Annotated in this window: 19 protein-coding genes; 9 read left to right on the plus strand and 10 right to left on the minus strand. The window is 56.8% G+C overall.

Annotation, left to right across the window (positions count from 1 at the left end; all coding sequences use genetic code 11):
- Positions 1-6: 6 nt before the first annotated feature.
- On the plus strand, positions 7-1,377 hold the full coding sequence (locus C8265_RS00920; protein WP_108482091.1) for an MATE family efflux transporter: 1,371 nt from the start codon (positions 7-9) through the stop codon (positions 1,375-1,377).
- Between the two features lie 90 nt (positions 1,378-1,467).
- On the opposite strand, the gene C8265_RS00925 is transcribed toward C8265_RS00920, so the two are convergent.
- From C8265_RS00925 to aceE, 6 genes are all read right to left on the minus strand, one after another.
- Positions 1,468-2,913: an NAD(P)(+) transhydrogenase (Re/Si-specific) subunit beta gene (locus C8265_RS00925; RefSeq protein WP_108482092.1), complete on the minus strand. Its 1,446-nt coding sequence runs from the start codon at positions 2,911-2,913 to the stop codon at positions 1,468-1,470.
- Positions 2,914-2,923: 10 nt separating this feature from the next.
- Complete coding sequence (locus tag C8265_RS00930; protein ID WP_108482093.1) at positions 2,924-4,498, minus strand: Re/Si-specific NAD(P)(+) transhydrogenase subunit alpha; 1,575 nt, start codon at positions 4,496-4,498, stop codon at positions 2,924-2,926.
- 96 nt (positions 4,499-4,594) lie between these two features.
- Positions 4,595-5,059: a hypothetical protein gene (locus tag C8265_RS00935; protein ID WP_108482094.1), complete on the minus strand. Its 465-nt coding sequence runs from the start codon at positions 5,057-5,059 to the stop codon at positions 4,595-4,597.
- Positions 5,060-5,071: 12 nt separating this feature from the next.
- Positions 5,072-6,805, minus strand: coding sequence for a dihydrolipoyl dehydrogenase (lpdA, locus tag C8265_RS00940; protein WP_108482095.1), 1,734 nt, complete (start codon positions 6,803-6,805; stop codon positions 5,072-5,074).
- Positions 6,806-6,817: 12 nt separating this feature from the next.
- On the minus strand, positions 6,818-8,089 hold the full coding sequence (gene aceF, locus C8265_RS00945) for a dihydrolipoyllysine-residue acetyltransferase (RefSeq protein ID WP_240610935.1): 1,272 nt from the start codon (positions 8,087-8,089) through the stop codon (positions 6,818-6,820).
- Between the two features lie 22 nt (positions 8,090-8,111).
- Positions 8,112-10,766: a pyruvate dehydrogenase (acetyl-transferring), homodimeric type gene (gene aceE, locus C8265_RS00950; RefSeq protein WP_108482096.1), complete on the minus strand. Its 2,655-nt coding sequence runs from the start codon at positions 10,764-10,766 to the stop codon at positions 8,112-8,114.
- Between the two features lie 446 nt (positions 10,767-11,212).
- On the opposite strand from aceE, the gene hisB reads away from it, so the two are divergent.
- The 5 genes from hisB to C8265_RS00980 all read left to right on the plus strand — a co-directional run bounded on the left by hisB (position 11,213) and on the right by C8265_RS00980 (position 14,443).
- Positions 11,213-11,800, plus strand: coding sequence for an imidazoleglycerol-phosphate dehydratase HisB (gene hisB, locus C8265_RS00960; protein WP_108482098.1), 588 nt, complete (start codon positions 11,213-11,215; stop codon positions 11,798-11,800).
- On the plus strand, positions 11,801-12,442 hold the full coding sequence (gene hisH, locus C8265_RS00965) for an imidazole glycerol phosphate synthase subunit HisH (RefSeq protein WP_108482099.1): 642 nt from the start codon (positions 11,801-11,803) through the stop codon (positions 12,440-12,442). It abuts the gene before it with no gap.
- A 215-nt stretch (positions 12,443-12,657) separates the two neighbouring features.
- Positions 12,658-13,374 carry a 1-(5-phosphoribosyl)-5-[(5-phosphoribosylamino)methylideneamino]imidazole-4-carboxamide isomerase gene (gene hisA, locus C8265_RS00970; protein ID WP_108482100.1) on the plus strand — a complete coding sequence of 239 codons (717 nt, stop codon included), beginning with the start codon at positions 12,658-12,660 and terminating at the stop codon, positions 13,372-13,374.
- Positions 13,374-14,135, plus strand: a complete 762-nt coding sequence (gene hisF / locus C8265_RS00975) for an imidazole glycerol phosphate synthase subunit HisF (RefSeq protein ID WP_108482101.1) — start codon at positions 13,374-13,376, stop codon at positions 14,133-14,135. Before hisA ends, hisF begins: the two co-directional genes overlap by 1 nt.
- A complete protein-coding gene (locus tag C8265_RS00980; protein WP_108482102.1) occupies positions 14,132-14,443 on the plus strand; it encodes a phosphoribosyl-ATP diphosphatase in 312 nt (103 codons plus the stop codon). Before hisF ends, C8265_RS00980 begins: the two co-directional genes overlap by 4 nt.
- A gap of 177 nt (positions 14,444-14,620) precedes the next feature.
- Here C8265_RS00980 and rpsI read toward each other — a convergent pair whose 3' ends face one another.
- The 3 genes from rpsI to C8265_RS00995 all read right to left on the minus strand — a co-directional run bounded on the left by rpsI (position 14,621) and on the right by C8265_RS00995 (position 16,053).
- Positions 14,621-15,115 carry a 30S ribosomal protein S9 gene (gene rpsI / locus C8265_RS00985; RefSeq protein ID WP_108482103.1) on the minus strand — a complete coding sequence of 165 codons (495 nt, stop codon included), beginning with the start codon at positions 15,113-15,115 and terminating at the stop codon, positions 14,621-14,623.
- Between the two features lie 2 nt (positions 15,116-15,117).
- Positions 15,118-15,579: a 50S ribosomal protein L13 gene (rplM, locus tag C8265_RS00990; protein ID WP_108482104.1), complete on the minus strand. Its 462-nt coding sequence runs from the start codon at positions 15,577-15,579 to the stop codon at positions 15,118-15,120.
- 204 nt (positions 15,580-15,783) lie between these two features.
- Positions 15,784-16,053, minus strand: a complete 270-nt coding sequence (locus tag C8265_RS00995; RefSeq protein ID WP_108482105.1) for an usg protein — start codon at positions 16,051-16,053, stop codon at positions 15,784-15,786.
- Positions 16,054-16,244: 191 nt separating this feature from the next.
- Here C8265_RS00995 and gyrA point away from each other — a divergent pair, with 191 nt between their 5' ends.
- Genes gyrA through gluQRS form a run of 3 tightly spaced genes read left to right on the plus strand, consistent with a single transcriptional unit; the run spans position 16,245 to position 21,233 of the window.
- Positions 16,245-18,986: a DNA gyrase subunit A gene (gene gyrA, locus C8265_RS01000; protein WP_108482106.1), complete on the plus strand. Its 2,742-nt coding sequence runs from the start codon at positions 16,245-16,247 to the stop codon at positions 18,984-18,986.
- 5 nt (positions 18,987-18,991) lie between these two features.
- Positions 18,992-20,344: a methylenetetrahydrofolate--tRNA-(uracil(54)-C(5))-methyltransferase (FADH(2)-oxidizing) TrmFO gene (trmFO, locus tag C8265_RS01005; protein WP_108482107.1), complete on the plus strand. Its 1,353-nt coding sequence runs from the start codon at positions 18,992-18,994 to the stop codon at positions 20,342-20,344.
- A gap of 1 nt (position 20,345) precedes the next feature.
- On the plus strand, positions 20,346-21,233 hold the full coding sequence (gene gluQRS / locus C8265_RS01010; RefSeq protein ID WP_108482108.1) for a tRNA glutamyl-Q(34) synthetase GluQRS: 888 nt from the start codon (positions 20,346-20,348) through the stop codon (positions 21,231-21,233).
- On the opposite strand, the gene hisI is transcribed toward gluQRS, so the two are convergent.
- Entirely contained in the window at positions 21,219-21,578 is a 360-nt protein-coding gene (gene hisI, locus C8265_RS01015; RefSeq protein WP_108482109.1) for a phosphoribosyl-AMP cyclohydrolase, read from the minus strand. The two genes, gluQRS and hisI, sit on opposite strands and share 15 nt — an antisense overlap.
- Between the last annotated feature and the right edge of the window lie 52 nt (positions 21,579-21,630).

The raw sequence follows: 21,630 nt of genomic DNA on the forward strand, positions 1-21,630 counted from the left end.
GTTTTCATGGCACGGCGCGATCTTACCAAAGGCTCCATTCCGGCGCATTTTCGCGCGCTGGCAATTCCAACAGCGATCGGCATGGTGTTCACCACGCTATATAACGTCGTTGATGTCTATTTCGCGGGAATGATCAGCACCGATGCCCAGGCCGGGCTGGCGATATCTTTTCAGGTGTTCTTTGTTCTCATTGCCCTTGGGTTTGGCCTGTCCACGGCCATGGGCGCATTGGTTGGCAATGCCTTGGGGGAAACTTCGGGAAAGGAATCGGTGATTGCCTCTCAGGGCTTGAGTTTTGCAGTGATCGTTTCGGTTTTGGGCGTGATCCTGGGCTGGTTTTTGTCGCCCGCCCTGATTTCGGTCATTTCCGAGCCGGGCGATTACCGCGATGCCGCCAATCAATACCTTGACCTGTTGGTGTTCGCCGCGCCTGCGTTTCTGATTGCCTTTGGCGCCAACGGAATTTTAACCGCGCAGGGCGACACCAAATCCATGCTTTACGCCAATATCGGGGCGTTCTTTGGCAATATCATCCTGAATCCGGTATTCATTTTCGGCATTGGCCCGTGGGATGGAATCGGGTTCAACGGCATCGCCCTGAGCACGCTGATCAGCCAAAGTGGGGTGATGGTATTTATCCTGTGGCGGGTGTTCGGATCGGACGCAATGCAGGGCAAACGTGTGTACAAACCCCGGTTGGCCGTGATGACAGAGATCACGGCACAGGCGCTTCCGGCCAGTTTTGCGATGATCGTGATGATGGTGGCCGGGTTTGTCGTACAATATTTTCTGAAAGGGTTCGGCGGATCGGCGGTGGCGGCATATGGCGTGGCTTTGCGGATTGAGCAATTGCTGTTGTTGCCCGCCTTTGGTCTAACGGGCGCGTTGCTCCCGATTGCATCGCAAAACTTCGGCGCACGGCATTATGACCGCGTGCGCGAGGCGGCGATGTTCTGTTTCAAGGCGGGCGTGATCCTGATGTTGGGCGCGGCCTGTGTCTTGTGGTTTGCGGCCGGCCCGGCCCTGGCCATCTTTACCGACGACGCGGATGTTATCGAAATCGGCAAAAGCTATTTGCACGTCGATGGCTTTATCCTGCCGGTTTATGTGATGCTGTTTGCCATCAATTCGCTGCTGCAAGCGTTCAAAAAACCGATCTACACACTTTGGGTCGGGATATACCGCCAAGGCATCGGCGTGGCACTGTTTGCCTGGCTGTTCGTGGTGGTTTTGGATCTGGGATATTGGGGCGTCTGGATCGGGATCGCCACGGCGGTCACGACCGGACTGGTCCTGTCGTTGATCCTGGTTGAACTGTTGGCGCGGCGATTGATCGGTGGACTGTTCCTTGTGAAATCCGCTCCGGTAACAATCTGACAGGCGTACCCGGCAGGCGGGGCGAAAAAAACGGCCCCGGTGAACAAACACCGGGGCCGTTTTAGTCTGTGCTGATTGAAACGCGTCGTCTCAATCGATTTTTGTCAGAAGCTCATCCAAAGATTTCTTGGCATCACCATAAAACATCCGTGTGTTTTCCTTGAAAAACAACGGGTTTTCGATGCCCGAATATCCGGTGCCCTGACCACGTTTACTTACGAACACCTGTTTGGCTTTCCAGACTTCCAGAACCGGCATCCCGGCAATCGGGCTGTTTGGGTCGTCTTGGGCGGCGGGGTTCACGATGTCGTTTGACCCAATCACGATGGCCACGTCGGTTGTCGGGAAATCATCGTTGATTTCATCCATTTCCAACACGATGTCGTAAGGCACGCGCGCCTCGGCCAACAGCACGTTCATGTGGCCCGGCAAACGCCCGGCAACCGGGTGAATGGCAAAGCGCACGGTTTTGCCTTTGGCGCGCAACCGCTTGGTCAGCTCGCTCACCGACTGTTGGGCCTGGGCCACGGCCATGCCGTATCCGGGGATGATCACGATGCTGTCGGCATCGTCCAGCGCGCTGGCCACACCATCGGCATCGATGGCGATTTGTTCGCCCTCAACCTGCATTTGTGGCCCCGACGTGCCGCCAAAGCCGCCCAAAATCACCGACACAAACTTGCGGTTCATCGCCTTGCACATGATGTACGAAAGGATCGCGCCCGATGACCCAACCAATGCCCCGGTTACGATCAAAAGATCGTTGCCCAAGGTAAAGCCGATCGCCGCCGCCGCCCAGCCCGAATAACTGTTGAGCATGGAAACAACCACGGGCATATCCGCGCCGCCAATCCCCATGATCAGATGCCAGCCGATGAATCCGGCTATTATGGTGACCAAAACCATGGTCCAGATGCCCGCGCCATTGAAATACATGATCCCCAGGATCACACAGATGGCCAACGCCGCCGCGTTCAACATATGCCCACCGGGCAACTGTTTGGGCGACCCTGACACCTTGCCCGCCAGTTTGCCAAAGGCAATGACCGACCCGGTAAAGGTGACAGCACCGATAAAGATGCCCAAAAACACCTCAACCTTGAGAATGGCGATTTCAACCGCATCCTTGGCCCACAAACGTTCGCCAAAACCGGTCAAATCAGCCTCGGCCAGATTGACGCCGCTGTCACGCAACGCCGTGACCGACCCCAGCATGATATCGGCATTCAGCCCGATAAATACCGCCGCCAAACCAACAAAGCTGTGCAAGGCTGCCACAAGTTGCGGCATGTCGGTCATTTGCACCTTGCCCGCGATGTAAACACCGGCAAACGATCCGGCCGCAATTGCGACAAGGATCAGCGCGATATTCTGCACGCCCGGCCCGAAAACCGTGGCGATCACGGCCAAGGCCATGCCGACAATGCCATAATAGATCGCGCGCTTGGCGCTTTCCTGATTTTTCAGACCGCCCAGCGACAGAATGAACAGTACCGATGCGGCGATATAGGCCGCGGATTGGATTCCTACTCCCATGATCGCCTCCTCAGGATTTCTGGAACATGGCAAGCATCCGGCGCGTCACCAGAAAACCACCCACGATATTGATTGATGCAATCAGCACGGAAACCAGGCTCAGCAGCACAACCAGCATGTTGCCCGACCCGATTTGCAGCAATGCGCCGACGATCACGATGCCCGAAATGGCGTTTGTGATTGCCATCAGCGGTGTGTGCAAACTGTGTGCGACACCCCAGATCACCTGGAAACCGATGAAACAGGCCAAGGCAAACACGATGAAATGCTGCATGAAACTGGCCGGAGCAAAGGCACCGATGATCGCCATGATCACACCACCGATCACCAACAGACCGACCTGCGATTTGGTCGCCGCCTTGAAATCGGCCACTTCTTTGGCCTTCTTTTCCTCGGCAGTCAGTTCTTTTGGTTTGTCTTTTTTCGGCGCCGCCGCAATCGCCGCCACCTTGGGCGGGGGTGGTGGATAGGTGATTTCACCCTGGTGCGTAACGGTTGCACCGCGGATCACGTCATCTTCCATGTTGTGATTGATCTTGCCGTCCTTGTCGGGCGTCAGATCGGTCAGCATGTGGCGGATGTTGGTGGAATACAGCGTGCTGGCCTGGGCCGCCATGCGCGATGGAAAATCGGTATATCCCACAATGGTCACACCATTGTCGGTGACAATCTTTTCATCGGGCACGGTCAGTTTACAGTTGCCGCCCTTTTCCGCCGCGAGATCCACGATTACAGACCCCGGTTTCATCATCGCAACCATGTCGGGCGTCCACAATTCGGGCGCTTCGCGGTTGGGAATCAGGGCGGTTGCGATGACAATGTCGATTTCGGGTGCCATTTCGCGGAATTTCGCCAATTGCTTTTCACGAAATTCGGGGCTGGAGGGGGCGGCATACCCGCCGGTTGCGGCCGAGTCCTGGCTCGATTCTTCGAAATCCAGGAATACAAACTCGGCCCCCATGGATTCGATCTGTTCGGCCACTTCGGGGCGTACATCAAATGCATAGGTGATCGCACCCAGCGATGTTGCCGTGCCGATGGCGGCCAGACCGGCCACACCGGCGCCAATCACCAACACTTTCGCGGGGGGTACTTTGCCCGCTGCGGTCACCTGACCGGTGAAGAACCGGCCAAAGTTATTGCCCGCCTCGATCACGGCGCGATACCCGGCGATATTGGCCATCGAGGACAGCGCATCCATCTTTTGCGCCCGCGAAATACGCGGCACCATTTCCATGGCGATCACCGATGCGCCCTGTTCTTTGGCCTGTTCCATCAAGTCGGCATTGCCCGCCGGATTGAAGAACGAAATCAAGGTCTGGCCGCTGCGCATTTGCGCGACTTCGCTTTCGCTGGGTGGGCGCACCTTGGCCACCACGTCGGCCTTTGACCAGACGACGCCGGCGTTTTTAACCACCTCTACGCCAGCCTCGGCATAGGCGGCGTCGGAAAATCCGGCTGCCGCTCCCGCGCCACTTTCGATTAAGGCGCTGTGGCCCAGTTTTGCCAGCGCCTTGGCGCTGTCCGGCGTCAACGCAACGCGGCGTTCGCCTTCAAACTGCTCTTTCGGTGTCCCGATCAGCATGTATGTCCCCCAAAGGTTAGAAGCCACGCCCGAAGGCGTGGTGATTTATTCCGATAGACGGTATGGCCGCGCAACAATCTTGCGTCAAGAAGCCGATTACTTTTTCTTTTTGATTTCTTCAACCGCGTCTGCAACCTGGCCCTTTACCTGCTCATAGGCCTTCTCATTCGCCTCGCGGGTTGCATCGGCCAGTTTCTTCATCATCACCAAAGCCTCTTCCACGGCTTCGTTCATCGCTTCCTGCTTGGCCTTCAACGTATCGGCACCGGCGTTGTCTTCGGCCCACTGGTATTGCTCGCGCACATGTTTGGTCATGGTGCCGAACACTTCCATCTGCTTGTCCAACATATCCTTATAGGTGGCGGCAGCGGCCTGATTGGCCTCTTGCAAGGCTTCGAAATTACGCTGATTGGCCTTGATCATGCCTTCCATATCAAACATTTGCGGCTGTTGGGGTGGTTGAAACATGGCAAACATGTTTTGCGGCTGAAACGCTTTTTGCATCTCGGCCGGATCGAAAGCCTTGAACATCTCGGTCATATCGAATGGGTTCTTGGTCATGAATTCAATCCTTTAATGGCGTTTCTTCGGTGGCATCAGATCGGTTATCGTACCTTCGTACATTTCTGCGGCAAAGTTAACGGTTTCCGACAACGTGGGGTGCGGGTGGATGGTATGGCCCAAGTCCACCGCATCTGCCCCCATTTCGATGGCCAAGGCAACCTCTGAGATCAGATCACCGGCGTTTGTGCCAACGATTGCGGCGCCGATCACCCGGTCATCGGACGGATCGAACAACAGTTTGGTAATGCCCTCGCTGCGCCCATTGGCCAGGCTGCGCCCCGACGCGGCCCAGGGAAACACGCCCTTGGCATATTTGATGCCTTTCGCCTTCGCCTCGGTTTCGGTCAGGCCAACCCAGGCCACTTCGGGGTCGGTATAGGCAACCGATGGAATCACCTTGGCATCAAAGGCGCGCTTGTGGCCTGCGGCCACTTCGGCGGCGACCTTGCCTTCGTGAACGGCCTTGTGCGCCAACATCGGTTGGCCCACCACATCGCCGATGGCGAAAATATGCGCCACACCGGTGCGCATTTGGTGATCAGTGGCGATAAACCCGCGATCATCCACCGCGACACCGGCCTTTTCGGCATCAATCAGTTTGCCATTGGGGCTGCGCCCCACGGCCACCAATACCCGGTCAAACGTATCAGTCGAGGTTTTGCCCTTGTCATCCTCAAACGTGACTTTCAGCCCCTTCTTTTGGGCCTCAACGGCGGTAACCTTGGTTTTCAGCAGAATGCCATCCAACCGCTTTTCCATACGCTTTTGCAAGGGCTTGATGATGTCCTTGTCACAGCCCGGAATGATCTGATCCATCAATTCCACCACGGTCACGTCCGACCCCAGCGCGTCATACACCGTGGCCATTTCAAACCCGATGATGCCACCGCCCAGAACCAACAGTTTTTCGGGAATATCGCGCAATTCCAGCGCGCCGGTGCTGTCGATCACCCGCTTGTCATCATGGGGGATGAATGGCAGTTTCACCGCCTCTGACCCGGCAGCGATGATGCATTGATCAAAGCTGATGGTTTTGGTGCCTTCCTCGCCTTCAACCTCAATCATGTTCGGGCCGGTGAATTTGCCGTATCCCTGCACCGTGGTCACCTTGCGCGCCTTGGCCAATCCGGCCAAGCCGCCGGTCAATTGCGACACAACCGAGTTTTTCCAATCGCGCAGCTTGTCCAGCTTGATCTTGGGTTTGGAAAAATCGATGCCGTGATCGTCCATTTCCTCGGCCTCGGTAATCACCTTGGCCGCGTGCAGCAATGCCTTGGACGGAATACAGCCGACGTTCAAACACACGCCGCCCAGGGTGGGGTATTTTTCGATCAAAATCACCTTTTTGCCCAGATCCGCTGCCCGGAACGCGGCGGTATATCCCCCCGGCCCAGACCCCAGAACAACGACTTCGGCGTGCATGTCACCCGGCCCCGTGGCGCTGCCGGTGGCGGCAACGGTTTTGGGGGCGTCCGGCGCGGCGGGCGCTTCGGTCTTGGGTTGATCTGCCGCTTCGGCGCCCTCAAACACCATGATCACGGTGCCTTGCGAAACCTTGTCGCCCTCTTTCACCTTGATTTCCTTGACCACCCCGCCCGAGGGCGACGGCACCTCAAGCGTGGCCTTGTCGGATTCCAGTTCAATCAACGGGTCTTCGGGCGCGATGGTATCGCCGACCTCAACCAAGATCGAAATAACGGGAACGTCGGAAAAATCGCCAATGTCGGGTACTTTGATATCCATGTCAGCGCCCCCTTACAGCATCAACCGACGGGCATCGCCCATCAGATATTTCAGATGCGCGCAGAACCGCGCGGCCAAGGCCCCGTCAACGGCGCGGTGATCATAGGACAGTGACATCGGCAGCATGTTGCGCGGCACGAATTGTTCGCCATTCCAAACCGGCGCCATTTTGCTGCGCGTCAGGCCCAAAATCGCCACTTCGGGGGCGTTGACGATGGGGGTAAACGAAGTGCCGCCAATTCCGCCCAGCGATGAGATGGTGAATGTCGCGCCCTGCATATCGGCCGGTTTCAACTTGCCCTCGCGCGCGGCGGCCGACAATTCCATCAACTCTTTGCTGATTTCGACAATGCCTTTGCGATCGGCATCCTTGATCACCGGAACCATCAAACCATTCGGCGTATCGGCGGCAAAGCCGATGTTATAGAACGATTTTTTGATCAGCTTGTCGCCATCGGGGTGGATGGATGAGTTAAACTCCCAGTACTTTTTCAACGCTGAAACGCTGGCCTTGACCACAAAGCTCAACAGCGTCACGCGATAGCCGTCAGATTTGGCTTCGGTGTCCAGTTCCTTGCGGTATTTGTCCAACTCGGTGATGTCGGCCTCTTCGTTGTGGGTGACATGGGGAATGTTCAACCACGACCGGTGCAGCGCGGGGCCGGACAGCTTTTTGATCCGCGACATTTCCACATCTTCGACCGGGCCGAATTTTGAGAAATCGACCGCCGGGATCGGCGGAATGCCCATGCCGCCCGACACAGCCCCGCCCGCAGCCGCCGGCGCGGCGCTGCCTTTGAATGCGGCGGTGATATCTTCGCGCAGGATTCGGCCCTTGCGTCCCGATCCATTCACTTTGGTCAGATCGACGCCAAGGTTGCGCGCGAACGCCCGCACCGAAGGCGAAGCGTGCGCCTTGGAAAACCCGCTGTCGGTGACACTTGGCGCGGGCGCGGCGGCGGGGGCCTCTTTGGTGGGCGCTTCGGCTTTTGGTTCTTCTTTGGGGGCTTCTTCCTTGGGCGCTTCTTTGGCGGGCGCATCGCCCGTCTCTTCGCCCTCAAGGATCAAAATCAGCGCGCCTTGCGATACTTTATCGCCTTCCGACACCTTGATTTCTTTCACCACACCGGCGGCGGATGAGGGCACTTCCAGTGTCGCCTTGTCTGATTCCAGCTCGATCAGTGGGTCTTCCTTGGCCACGGTATCGCCCACCGATACCAGAATGGATATCACCGGAACGTCGGAAAAATCACCGATATCAGGTACTTGTACTTCAATGCTCATATTTTTCTCCAATATCTTCGGCTTACACCAAGCGGGGGTTCGGCTTGTCGCCGTCGATGTCGTATTTCTTAAGCGCCTTTTCCAAATCGGCCTTGCTGATCGCGTCAAGCTTGTACAACTCAACCATGGCAGCCGCGGCAATGTGGTTTGGATCAACCTCAAAGAACCGGCGCAGATTCACCCGGCTGTCGGATCGCCCAAACCCATCGGTGCCCAAAATCGACACTGGCTGTTCAATGAACGCGCGCACCTGTTCGCCGTAGTTTTTCATGTAATCTGTGGCGATGATCATCGGGCCTTTGGCGTCTTTCAACGTTTGGGTGATGAACGGCACCTTGGGGTCTGACAGCGGGTTCAGACGGTTCCACCGGGCGCAATCCTGCCCATCGCGGGCCAGTTCGTTGAAACTCGTCGCGCTCCAGATATCCGAGGTTACGCCGAAATCTTCCTTCAGCATTTTCGCCGCTTCCATGGCTTGCACCAGGATCGTGCCAGACCCCATCAAATTCACATGCTTTTTGCCAGGTTTCTTTTCCCGCTCAACAGCATACAGCCCTTTGATGATCCCTTCTTCCGCGCCCATCGGCATGGCGGGGTGGTGGTAATTTTCGTTCATCAAGGTGATGTAGAAATACACATCTTCCTGATCGCCATACATCCGCTGCATCCCGTGCTGCACGATCACCGCAACTTCATAACTGAAGGTCGGATCGTAGGTGATGCAATTGGGAATGGTGCTGGCCAAAACGTGGCTGTGCCCATCCTGGTGCTGCAACCCTTCGCCGTTCAGGGTGGTGCGCCCGGCCGTTCCGCCCAGCATGAAACCCCGCGCGCGCGAATCCCCGGCGGCCCAGGCCAGATCACCAACCCGTTGGAACCCGAACATCGAATAATAGATGTAAAACGGAATCATCGGCACGCCGTGGTTGGAATATGACGTGGCCGCCGCGATCCAATCGGCCATGGCGCCGGCCTCGTTGATACCTTCCTGAAGAACCTGACCGCTGGTGGATTCCTTGTAAAACATCATCTGATCGGCATCTTCGGGCGTATAATTCTGGCCCAGCGGATTATAAATGCCGACAGATCGAAACAGCCCTTCCATGCCGAATGTCCGACTTTCATCGGGCACGATCGGCACGATCTGCTTGCCGATTTTCTTGTCGCGCAACAGCGTGGTCAGAATGCGCACAAACGCCATCGTAGTGGAAATTTCACGATCACCGCTTGATTCCAACTGGCCTTTGAATTTTTCCAGCTCGGGAATTTCCAACGCGGGCGCACCGGTGAACCGTTTTGGAAACTCACCGCCCAGTGCCTTGCGTTTGTCGGCCAGATACGCCTTTTGCGCATTGTTCAGCTTGATAAACGGCGCTTTTGGCAAATCCTCGTCCGAGACCGGAATTTCAAACCTGTCGCGCATCGCGCGCAACTGATCCTCGTTCACCTTTTTCTGTTGGTGACTGGTATTCTGGCCTTCACCAGCCTTGCCCATGCCATAGCCTTTGACGGTTTTCACCAACAGGCAGGTCGGCTGGCCCTTCACTTCGGTCGCGCGTTTGAACGCGGTGTACACCTTTTGCGGGTCATGCCCGCCCCGGCGCAAGGCCCAGATCTGATCATCGGTCCAATCTTCGACAAGGGCGGCGGTTTCGGGATATTTTCCGAAGAAATGCTTGCGAATGAACGCGCCATCCTTGGATTTGAACGTTTGGTAATCGCCATCGACGGTTTCATCCATCAACTGACGCAACCGCCCGGTCGTGTCCATCTCAAGCAGGTCGTCCCAGCCTTTGCCCCACAATACCTTGAGAACTTCCCAACCGGCGCCGCGAAATTCACCCTCAAGCTCTTGCACGATCTTGCCGTTGCCCCGCACCGGCCCATCCAGACGTTGCAGGTTGCAGTTGACCACGAAAATCAGGTTGTCCAGCTTTTCACGCGCCGCCAATGCAATCGCGCCAAGCGATTCAGGCTCGTCCATCTCGCCATCGCCCAGAAACACCCACACCTTGCGGTCGGCCATGTCGATATGGCCCCGGTTGTGCATGTATTTCATGAACCGCGCCTGATAGATCGCCATCAGCGGCCCCAACCCCATGGACACAGTCGGAAACTGCCAATAGTCGGGCATCAGCCAGGGGTGCGGATAAGACGACAGGCCGCCGCCATTCACCTCTGATCGAAAATTTTCCATCTGCTCTTCGGTGAAACGCCCCTCCATAAACGAGCGTGCGTAAATGCCGGGCACCACATGGCCCTGAAAAAACACCAGATCGCCACCGTGAATCGCCGATTTCGCCCGCCAGAAGTGATTCAGCCCGATATCATACATGCAGGCCGACGATGCGAATGACGCGATATGCCCACCGTATTCCGATGATTCCTTGTTGCGCCGTACGACCGTGGCCATGGCGTTCCAACGGGTGATCCGGCGAATCCGTTTTTCCATTTCCATATCGCCGGGAACGTCCAACAGATCATCGGCGGGAATGGTGTTTTGATACGGCGTCGTGGCCGAAAACGGCAGCGTTGCACCGGCGGCGCGGGCCTGCTGCACGGCTTTGTCCAACAGAAAATGCGCGCGGTCCGCCCCGTCACGGGCGATAACATCTTCAATCGCTTCTTGCCATTCCTGGCTTTCTACGGGGTCGATATCGGGTGTTCCGTCTTTCATTTACGTCTCCTTTTGAGGCGCTTTATATCAATAAGAGTGCAGCAGATTATCAAATTTTATACGAAGAACTCTGCGTCATTTGTGCCCAGTGCGCCACATGGAATTTGCGACCTTGGCATCTGCGGATTGTTTTTGTCCAATGAAAGGCGCCGCGCGGATATTTCCGGTTACATAGGCAACCTGTCTCATAATGTTCCTCCACATATGCGGCCCCGCCGGGCTTGGACACGGCGCTTGAAACGTCAAAAACGTTGCACCCTGCGTTTGCGTAATACGGTATGCAATCATTCCCATGTCATACGCAAACATTCCCGTGTACAAATAGTTTTTTCGGCCTTTCCACACTGGAACATGCCAGATTGCGCCGCGCAACCCCATGGCACTGCCCCCTTTTCACCACGCTCACCGCGGCGTATAGGCATCACATCACAACCCGGAGCCTGCACATGCGCACTGCGATGATCACCCGCACCACCGCCGAAACCGACATTTCGGTCGAAGTCAATCTGGACGGCACCGGCCAATACGATTGTGACACCGGCATCGGATTTTTCGATCACATGCTCGATCAGCTCAGCCGCCATGCGATGATTGACATAAAAGTGCGTGCCACCGGTGATTTGCACATCGATGATCACCACACCGTCGAGGACACCGGCATCGCCCTTGGCCAGGCCCTGACGCGGGCATTGGGCGATAAACGCGGGATACGCCGCTATGGGTCGTGCCAATTGGCCATGGATGATGCGCAAATCGCAACCGCGCTCGATCTGTCGGGTCGTGCATTTTTCATCTGGAACGTTGATCTGCCCGCCGCCAAAATCGGCACGTTCGACACCGAACTGGTGCGCGAATTCTTTCAAGCCCTCGCCACCCATGGCGCGATCACCCTGCATATCGACAAAATTCACGGGTTAAACAGCCACCACATCGCCGAGGCGACATTCAAATCCGTCGCCCGCGCCCTGCGTATGGCCGTCGAACCCGATCCGCGCATGGGCGATACCCTGCCCTCGACCAAAGGCGCGCTGTGAATGCTGACTGTTATCATCGACTATGACAGCGGCAATTTGCACTCGGCCGAAAAGGCGTTTCAACGGATGGCCCGCGAAACCGATGCCGGTCAGGTGATCGTATCCTCGCGCCCCGAAGACGTGGCGCGCGCCGATCGTGTGGTTCTCCCGGGGGATGGGGCATTCCCGGCCTGCCGCGCCGCCCTCGCCCAAGGCCACGCCGCATTATACGAGGCATTAATCGAAGCCGTCGAAACCAAGGCCCGCCCGTTTTTGGGCATTTGCGTCGGAATGCAACTGATGGCCCGCATGGGCCATGAATATGACCCCACCCCCGGCCTGAACTGGATCGCGGGCGAAGTGCGCAGGATCACGCCATCCGATCCAACTTTGAAAGTGCCGCACATGGGCTGGAATGATCTGGTGATCGACAGACCCCACCCCGTGCTCAACGGCATAAAAACCGGCGAACACGCATACTTCGTCCACTCCTATCAGATGGAGATGGACGACCCGACCCAACGCCTGGCACATTGCGAATACGGCGGAAAAATCACCGCAATCGTCGGCACGGAAAACCGGATCGGAATGCAGTTTCACCCCGAAAAGTCCCAATCCACAGGCATGCACCTGATCGCAAACTTCCTGTCCTGGGCCCCCTGATTTCCGTTTCACAAATATCCTCGCCGAAGGCATCCAACCTGTCCACATCCACACCGTTAAAAGTCCAGACACAGACCCACCCCCAAGCGCCAAACAAAATATAAAATGGCGCGTCAGCGCCTCCGCGCGCTCAGTCTTGCTCACAAAACCTGCGATGCGGCTTGAACTGCCATATCGCGCCATGTCAAAATCCCGTTTTATGTAAAGGCCCCGCCATGATCCTCTATCCCGCGATTGATTTGAAAGACGGCCAATGTGTGCGCCTGCTCAAGGGCGACATGGACAAGGCGACCGTGTTTGGCGACGATCCCGCAGCACAGGCGCTGGCGTTTCAGGATGCGGGCTGTGAATGGTTGCATCTGGTTGATCTGAACGGCGCCTTTGCCGGGGCACCGGTGAATGCCGCCGCGGTCGAGGCGATTCTTGCCGCCATCACCGTACCCGCACAATTGGGTGGTGGCATCCGCGACATGGCCACGATCGAGGGCTGGCTTTCAAAAGGTCTGGCGCGGGTTATTCTTGGCACTGTGGCTGTCGAAAACCCCGATCTGGTGCGTCAAGCCGCGCGCGCCTTTCCCGGTCAGGTGGCCGTGGGCATTGATGCCCGCAAGGGGCGCGTCGCCACCAAAGGCTGGGCAACGGAAACCGATGTGATGGTGACCGATCTGGCACGCCAATTCGAAGACGCAGGCGTTGCCGCGATCATCTATACCGACATTGACCGCGATGGCGCCATGCAAGGGCCCAACATCACCGCCACCGCCGACCTGGCCCGCGCCACTGAAATTCCGGTCATCGCCAGCGGCGGTGTGGCGTCAATGGCCGATCTGCATGCATTGAAAGACACCGGTGTAATTTCCGGCGCAATTTCGGGCCGCGCATTGTATGACGGTGCGATCGATTTAACCCAGGCACTCAAGGCGTTGAAGTAATGTTGAAAATCCGGATTATCCCCTGCCTTGATGTGGCCGAGGGGCGCGTTGTCAAAGGCGTGAATTTTGTCGATCTTGTTGATGCGGGTGACCCTGTTGAGGCGGCCATTGCCTATGATGCCGCTGGCGCGGACGAGCTGTGTTTTCTTGATATCATGGCCACCGAAGACAATCGCGACACCATGTTTGATCTGGTCACCCGCACCGCCGAACACTGTTTCATGCCGCTGACCGTGGGCGGTGGCGTGCGCACGCCCGAGGATGTGCGCAAATTGCTGCTGGCCGGTGCCGATAAGGTCAGCTTCAACTCGGCTGCCGTGGCCAACCCCGATGTCGTCGCGCAATCGGCCGACAGGTTCGGCAGTCAGTGTATCGTTGTCGCCATTGACGCCAAAACCGTATCGCCCGGAAAATGGGAGATTTTCACCCATGGCGGCCGCCGCCCAACCGGCATTGATGCGGTCGAATTTGCCAAAACCGTCGCCGCCAAGGGCGCGGGTGAAATCCTTTTGACGTCAATGGATCGCGATGGCACGCGCGCGGGTTTCAATCTGCCCTTGACCCGCGCGATATCTGATGCGGTGTCAATCCCTGTTATCGCCTCGGGCGGCGTCGGCACGCTGGATCACCTGGTCGAAGGCGTCACCTTGGGCGGCGCCAGCGCGGTTCTGGCGGCGTCGATCTTTCACTTTGGCGATTTCACCATCGCCGAGGCCAAGGCACACATGGCCGCCGCCGGCATTCCGGTACGTCAGACATGAGTGCGCTGAACCGTCTTGCCGCAACCATCGCCACCCGCAAATCCGCCGACCCCGACAGCAGTTGGACAGCCAAACTGCTGTCAAAAGGCCCGGAAAAATGCGCCGAGAAGTTTGGCGAAGAGGCAATCGAAGCGATCATCGAAGCCATCAAAGGTGACCGCGCCCGCCTTACATCAGAAGCGGCCGATGTCATGTATCACCTGCTGGTGATGCTTGCCGCCCATGATCTGACCTTGGCCGATGTCGAGGCCGAGTTGGCAAACCGTGAAGGCACCAGCGGCATTGCCGAAAAGGCCACGCGCGGCTGAACCCTTTTGATCCGCGTGCAAGGTTCCGGGCGGGCACCATTTTTGATGTCCGCGGGTGGCCTGTATTCACACAACCGAAATTCACCGCCCTCGCCGCATTGCATCTTTACCAAAACGCGTCTCGCATGAAAAAGGGCCACCAAACGGCGGCCCTTACATGGTTTCTGCGGTACTGACTTAGCGCTTGGAGAACTGGAAGCTCTTACGCGCCTTGGCCTTACCGTATTTCTTACGCTCTACAACGCGGCTGTCACGGGTCAGGAAACCTGCTGCCTTCAATGCGCCACGCAAGGATGGGTCATAGAACTGCAGAGCTTTCGAAATGCCGTGCTTGACCGCACCGGCCTGGCCCGACAAACCGCCGCCCTTGACCGTTGCAACAACGTCAAACTGGCCTTCGACACCGGCCACCTGAAACGGCTGGCGCAGGATCATCTGCAAAACCGGACGGGCGAAATAAACCGATTGATCACGGCCATTTACCACAACCTTGCCCGATCCGGGCTTGATCCATACACGGGCGATTGCGTCTTTGCGTTTGCCCGTGGCATAGGACCGGCCCAGCTCATCGCGCACTTGCTCATGGACGGGGCCAACATTGACGTCGGATGCCAGATCGCTGCCGGCAACGGCGGCGTTCAGCTCATCCAAGGATTTGATTTCATCGGCCATGCTTATGCGCTCCGCGTGTTTTTCTTGTTCATGGATTTGACATCCAGAACGGTGGGGTTTTGCGCCTCGTGCGGGTGATCGGCACTTGCGTAAACGCGCAGATTGGTCATTTGCTGACGGCTCAACTTGCCGCCGGGCAGCATCCGCTTGACGGCCATGGTGACGACGCGCTCGGGGAATTTCCCCTCAAGGATCTGACCTGTGGTGCGCGATTTGATGCCACCTGGGTAACCGGTGTGCCAGTAATTCGGCTTGTCGCGCTTGTTGCCCGTCAGCTGAACTTTGTCGGCGTTGATGATGATGACGTTATCACCCATATCCATGTTTGGCGTGAAGCTCGGCTTGTGTTTGCCGCGCAGACGCATGGCGATGATCGAAGCAAGACGGCCCAGAACAACGCCTTCGGCGTCGATCAGGATCCACTGCTTGTCGATATCCGCCGGAGTCGCGGTAAAGGTTTTCATATCGATTCCTGTCGAGAAATTGCGTGGCACACCTGCGCCACCTCGGGATGGCGTGTTTTTACGGTTTTATGCGGTACAGTCAATCGCGTAAGGGTAAATAAAATTACTATCTTTCAATGGGTTATAATTAAGGTATTTAAATACCCCATAAATTTGTGCCTGCAAGGGCATGCGCCTTCCCTGGCCCGTTCACTGCACGCCCCGCTAGTGCAACGTAAACTCACCCTGCACATTCCGCCACGCGCCCGGCGCGATCATCTTGCGATGGGTAAAACGAACCGAATGCAACGGGCCATCGATTTCATCGCGCCAAAATTCGATGAATTTGAACAGTCGCGGATGGTCGGGCGCAAGATCGTAATCTTGCCACACAAAGGTATTCAGAACACTTGTATAATCCGGCATCCGATAGAACATTTCTGCAGTCGTCAACCCATACCCCTTAAGCATCATTTCTGTTTCAGACATCTTCATCGGACACCTCTTTTGATTGCCTGTTTTCAAATCATCGCATGAAATAATTACTTTTCAATGAAAACAGTATGTTATCACTCTGCGCCGATGGCTGCTTGACGAAAGTCCCACCAGCCATTGCACGCTAGATGCAGCTTGGGATATAGTCGCGCCAACTAGATATAGAACAGCCAAAGGGCGCAGCGGTAAACATGAACGATACCCCAGAAACCCCTGAAAACGATGATGAAAATGGCCCCGAACGCCCGGTTTACACTGGCGAGGTGATTTCGATCGCCGAAGAGATGAAGACCTCATTTCTTGATTATGCCATGTCGGTTATTGTTTCGCGTGCCATCCCCGATCTGCGTGACGGTCTGAAACCCGTGCATCGGCGGATTTTGTATGCGATGCATGAAACCGGCAACACCCACGATAAATCCTATCGTAAATCGGCGCGGCCGGTCGGCGATGTGATGGGTAAATATCACCCCCACGGCGACAGCGCGATCTACGAGGCCCTCGTGCGAATGGCGCAAGACTTTTCAATGTCGTTGCCGCTGCTGGATGGACAGGGCAACTTTGGCTCGATGGATGGCGATAACGCCGCCGCCATGCGTTACACCGAAGTGCGGATGGACAAGCCTGCCGCGTTCTTGTTGGCCGATATTGAAAAAGAAACGGTTAATTTTCAGGATAACTACGACGGAAAAGACCGCGAACCGACAGTATTGCCGGCCCGGTTTCCGAACATGTTGGTTAATGGTGCGGGCGGAATTGCGGTTGGCATGGCCACCAATATCCCGCCCCACAACTTGGGCGAAGTGGTCGATGCAACGCTGGCCCTGATCGAAAATCCTGACCTGTCATCAGAAGAATTGATGCAGATCGTCCCTGCTCCGGATTTTCCGACCGGCGGGCTGATCCTGGGGCGTTCTGGCGCGCGCAAGGCGTATACCGAAGGGCGCGGCAGCGTGGTCATTCGCGCCAAGACCCGGATCGAAGAGATCAGGAAAGACCGCTATGCCATTGTTCTGGATGAAATTCCTTATCAGGTGAACAAGGCATCGATGATCGAAAAGATTGCCGAACTGGTGCGCGACAAACGCTTGGAAGGTATCTCAAGCGTTCAGGATGAGTCTGATCGCGTTGGCGTGCGCGTGGTGATTGAGCTGAAACGCGATGCAACGCCCGAAGTCGTGTTGAACCAGCTGTTCCGCTTTACCCAGATGCAAACATCGTTCGGCTGCAACATGCTGGCGCTGAACGGCGGGCGCCCCGAACAGTTGACGCTTCGCGATTTTCTCACATATTTCATCAGCTTCCGCGAAGAAGTTGTAGCGCGCCGCACTGCGTTCGATCTGCGCAAGGCCCGCGAGCGCAGTCATATCCTGTGTGGTCTGGCGGTTGCCGTTTCCAACGTCGATGAGGTCGTCGCCACGATACGCGCATCCATGGATGCGGCCGAAGCACGGCAAAAACTGATGGAGCGCCCCTGGCCCGCTGCCGAGATCGCGCCGTTCATCCGGCTGATCGATGATCCGAGCCATACAATCAACGATGATGGCACCTACAACCTGTCGGAAATACAGGCCCGCGCGATTTTGGAACTGCGCCTGCAACGTCTGACCCAACTTGGCGTCAAGGAAGTGACGGATGAGTTGGAAGAATTGGCCGCGAAAATAAAGGATTACCTCGACATCTTAAGGTCGCGCGACCGGATCATGGAAATCATTTCAAACGAACTGCAAGAGGTGAAAGACCAGTTTGCAGTGCCCCGGCGGACGGAAATCGTCGATTGGTCGGGCGACATGGAAGACGAAGATCTGATCGAACGAGAAGACATGGTCGTGACGATTACCCAGACCGGCTATATCAAACGAACGCCTTTGGCAGAATTTCGCAGTCAACGCCGCGGCGGCAAGGGCCTGTCGGGCATGTCGACCAAGGATGAAGACGTCGTCACCACCCTGTTTGTGGCCAACACCCATACGCAGCTGTTGTTTTTCACCACAGATGGCATGGCTTACAAGTTGAAAACATGGCGTTTGCCGCTGGGTGGGCGCACGTCCAAAGGCAAGGCGATCGTGAATATCCTGCCGATTCCGACAGGCGTTTCCATCGCGGCCATCATGCCGGTAGATCGCGACGAAAAAGAATGGGACGAGTTGCAGGCGGTGTTCTGCACCTCGGCGGGCACAGTGCGGCGCAACCGGTTGTCGGATTTCACCAATGTAATGCGCAACGGCAAGATCGCCATGAAGTTCGAAGGCGAAGATGCTGATATCAAACTGATAAACGTGCGCATTGCCGCCCCTGACGACAACGTGATGCTGGTCACAAAATTGGGCCGTGCAATCCGATTCCGGGCCGAAGAAGTGCGGATTTTCAACTCGCGTTCCTCGATCGGCGTGCGCGGTATCCGCCTGGCCAAGGGCGATGAGGTGGTTTCAATGGCCGTCATCCGCCATTTCGAAGCGACGCCGGAAGAGCGCACAACCTATCTGAAAATGCGCCGTGCGATGGCTGGGTTGACCGACGATGCCGAAACCGATGATGAAGATGCAGCCGCCGAAGATCAGAACTTCACGCAAGAGCGGTACGCCGAAATGTCAGCCGCCGAAGATCTGATCCTGACCATTACATCGAAAGGGTCTGGCAAGCTGTCTTCGTCCCATGATTACCCGCTTCGGGGGCGTGGTGGCCAGGGCGTGATGGCAATGGACAAGGCCCGGCGTGGCGGCAATCTGGTGGCGTCATTCCCGGTGGAGCTGGACGATCAGATCATGCTGGCAACGTCAAAAGGCCAATCCATCCGCGTTCCGGTTGAGGGCATTTCTTTCCGCTCGCGCGGTGCGGGCGGGGTCAAGGTGTTTGACACAGGCGCCGGCGAAGAAGTGGTCAGCGTTGCCTGGATCGCCGATCAGGGTGATGAAGAAGCGATAGAAGAATAGCATTCATGAACAAGACTTTGAACATCATCGGCGGAGGCATGGCCGGATCCGAGGCGGCGTGGCAGGCCGCCCAGGCCGGGATCGATGTTGTGCTGCACGAAATGCGCCCCAACGTCGCCACCTTTGCCCATCGCACCGGACATCTGGCCGAAATGGTGTGTTCAAATTCGTTTCGCTCGGATGACAATGAACAGAATGCCGTGGGGCTTTTGCATTGGGAAATGCGCGCGGCTGGTGGCATCATCATGGCGATGGCCGAACAGCACCGCCTGCCTGCGGGTGGGGCTTTGGCTGTTGATCGTGATCCGTTCGCGGCGGCGGTCACTGCAAAGCTCATGCAACATGACAAGATCACCGTTCAACATGATGAAATTGTTGAACTTCCTGAAGATGGACATTGGATTATCGCCACCGGCCCGCTGACCTCGGGCAATCTGGCCGAGGCTATTCGCACCGAAACCGGGGCCGATGCCTTGGCGTTTTTCGATGCGATTGCGCCCATCGTCCATGCCGACAGCATCGATATGTCCAAGGCATGGATGCAATCACGCTATGACAAGGGCGACACCGAGGAAGAGCGCACCGCGTACGTCAATTGCCCCATGGACAAGACAACATATGAGGCCTTTATCGACGCGCTTTTGGCCGCTGACAAAACCGAATTCAAAGAAGGCGAAACAGCCGGATATTTCGATGGCTGCCTGCCGATCGAAGTGATGGCGGAACGGGGCCGCGAAACATTGCGGTTTGGCCCGATGAAGCCCATTGGCCTGACCAACCCCCATCATCCCGATGTGAAACCCTATGCCGTGGTGCAGTTGCGCCGCGACAATAAACTGGGCACGCTTTATAATATTGTCGGCTTTCAAACCAAGATGAAGTATGGCGCGCAAACCAATGTTTTAAGGATGATTCCGGGATTACAGGACGCGCGATTTGCGCGCCTTGGCGGCATTCATCGCAACACTTTCATCAACTCTCCGACATTGCTGGATGATCAGATGCGTTTGAAGTCCCGGCCGAATATTCGCTTTGCCGGGCAGATCACCGGCGTCGAAGGGTACGTTGAATCCGCCGCCATGGGTCTGCTTGCGGCGCGGTTGGCCGTGGCAGAAATCACCGGTGCGTCGTTGCCACCCGTGCCCGCCACCACCGCCATGGGCGCGTTGGTCAGCCATATCACCGGTGGCGCCGATGCAAAGACGTTTCAACCAATGAATGTGAATTTTGGCCTGTTTCCCCCTGTTGACGGTCTGAAATCGGGGCGGCGCGGACGCAAAGACCGATACAAGGCTTATACCGACCGGGCCAAGGCAGATTGGCAGGCATGGTTGGCGGCAGTCCCCGCATTGGCCTGACATGTTCGTTACCCGATTTGCGCCGTCGCCCACGGGGCCGCTGCATTTGGGCCATGCCTATTCGGCGCTTTTGGCGCATGATATGGCGATGGCAGCGGGTGGAATATTTCTGCTGCGTATTGAGGACATTGATCAGGAGCGCGCCCGCCCCGAATGGGAGGCGCAGATTTACGACGATCTGCATTGGCTTGGTCTGGATTGGGCGCATCCACCAATGCGCCAATCCCAGCGGCAATCGGCCTATGTCGCTGCTTTGGATGACCTGTGGGATCGTCACCTTTTATTTCCATGTGCCTGCAGCCGACGCGATCTGCTCCTCTCTGGTCAGGCTCCGCAAGAGGGGGCCGAGGCCGTACATGATGCCTGTCATCGCAAATGCACCCCACAGCCGGGCGGCGTTCCCTATCCGCCTCGGGTGCAAGGGCAACACCTGCGGCTTGATATGCGGAACGCTTTGGCCCTATGCAAACATCACAATGTTGCGGGAATTGACGATCAGCATGGCCTAAGCTTTCAAGAAACCGGGCCGACGCACCGTGGCACCGTATTCACAGCGCGCAGTGCATATGCCACCGACATCGCCGACGTCGTGATCGCGCGCCGCGATATCGCGACATCCTATCACCTGTCGGTCGTTGTTGACGATGCCGCGCAGGGGATTACCCATGTTGTGCGCGGCGAAGATTTGTTTGAAGCGACGCGCATACACGTTCTGTTACAGAAACTGCTCCATCTTCCGACCCCGATTTACCACCATCATCGGTTGATCCGCGATGAGGCTGGCAAACGTCTTGCCAAACGCGATGATGCGCGGGCGCTGGCAAAATACCGGGCCGAAGGCGCGACCCCAACCGATATTCGCCGCCTTGTGGGGCTAGACCATGGGTGACGACAGTTCAATTTCGGCGCCGTCACGCAGCGCGGTATAAAAACACGACCGCCGGTTGGTATGACAGGCCGGGCCGATCTGGCGCACCTGGGCCAGCAGACAATCGCGATCACAATCCAGACGCAGTTCAACCAGATGTTGCACATGGCCACTGGTTTCGCCCTTGATCCAAAATGCCTGCCGCGAGCGTGACCAGTAGGTAACACGCCCGGTTTCCAGGGTTTTCGCAACCGCCGCGGCATTCATCCAGGCCATCATCAGAACTTCGCCAGATTCAGCATCTTGCGCAATACACGGGATCAGGCCAGCGGCGTCGTAACGCAGGCTGTTGGGGTCAAACGACATGGGGCCACCTTTTCTTTGGGTCTTTCCAACGCTATCTAAGGCAGAGGTTCAA

The organism is Oceaniglobus ichthyenteri (assembly GCF_003057885.1).
GTDB lineage: Bacteria > Pseudomonadota > Alphaproteobacteria > Rhodobacterales > Rhodobacteraceae > Oceaniglobus > Oceaniglobus ichthyenteri.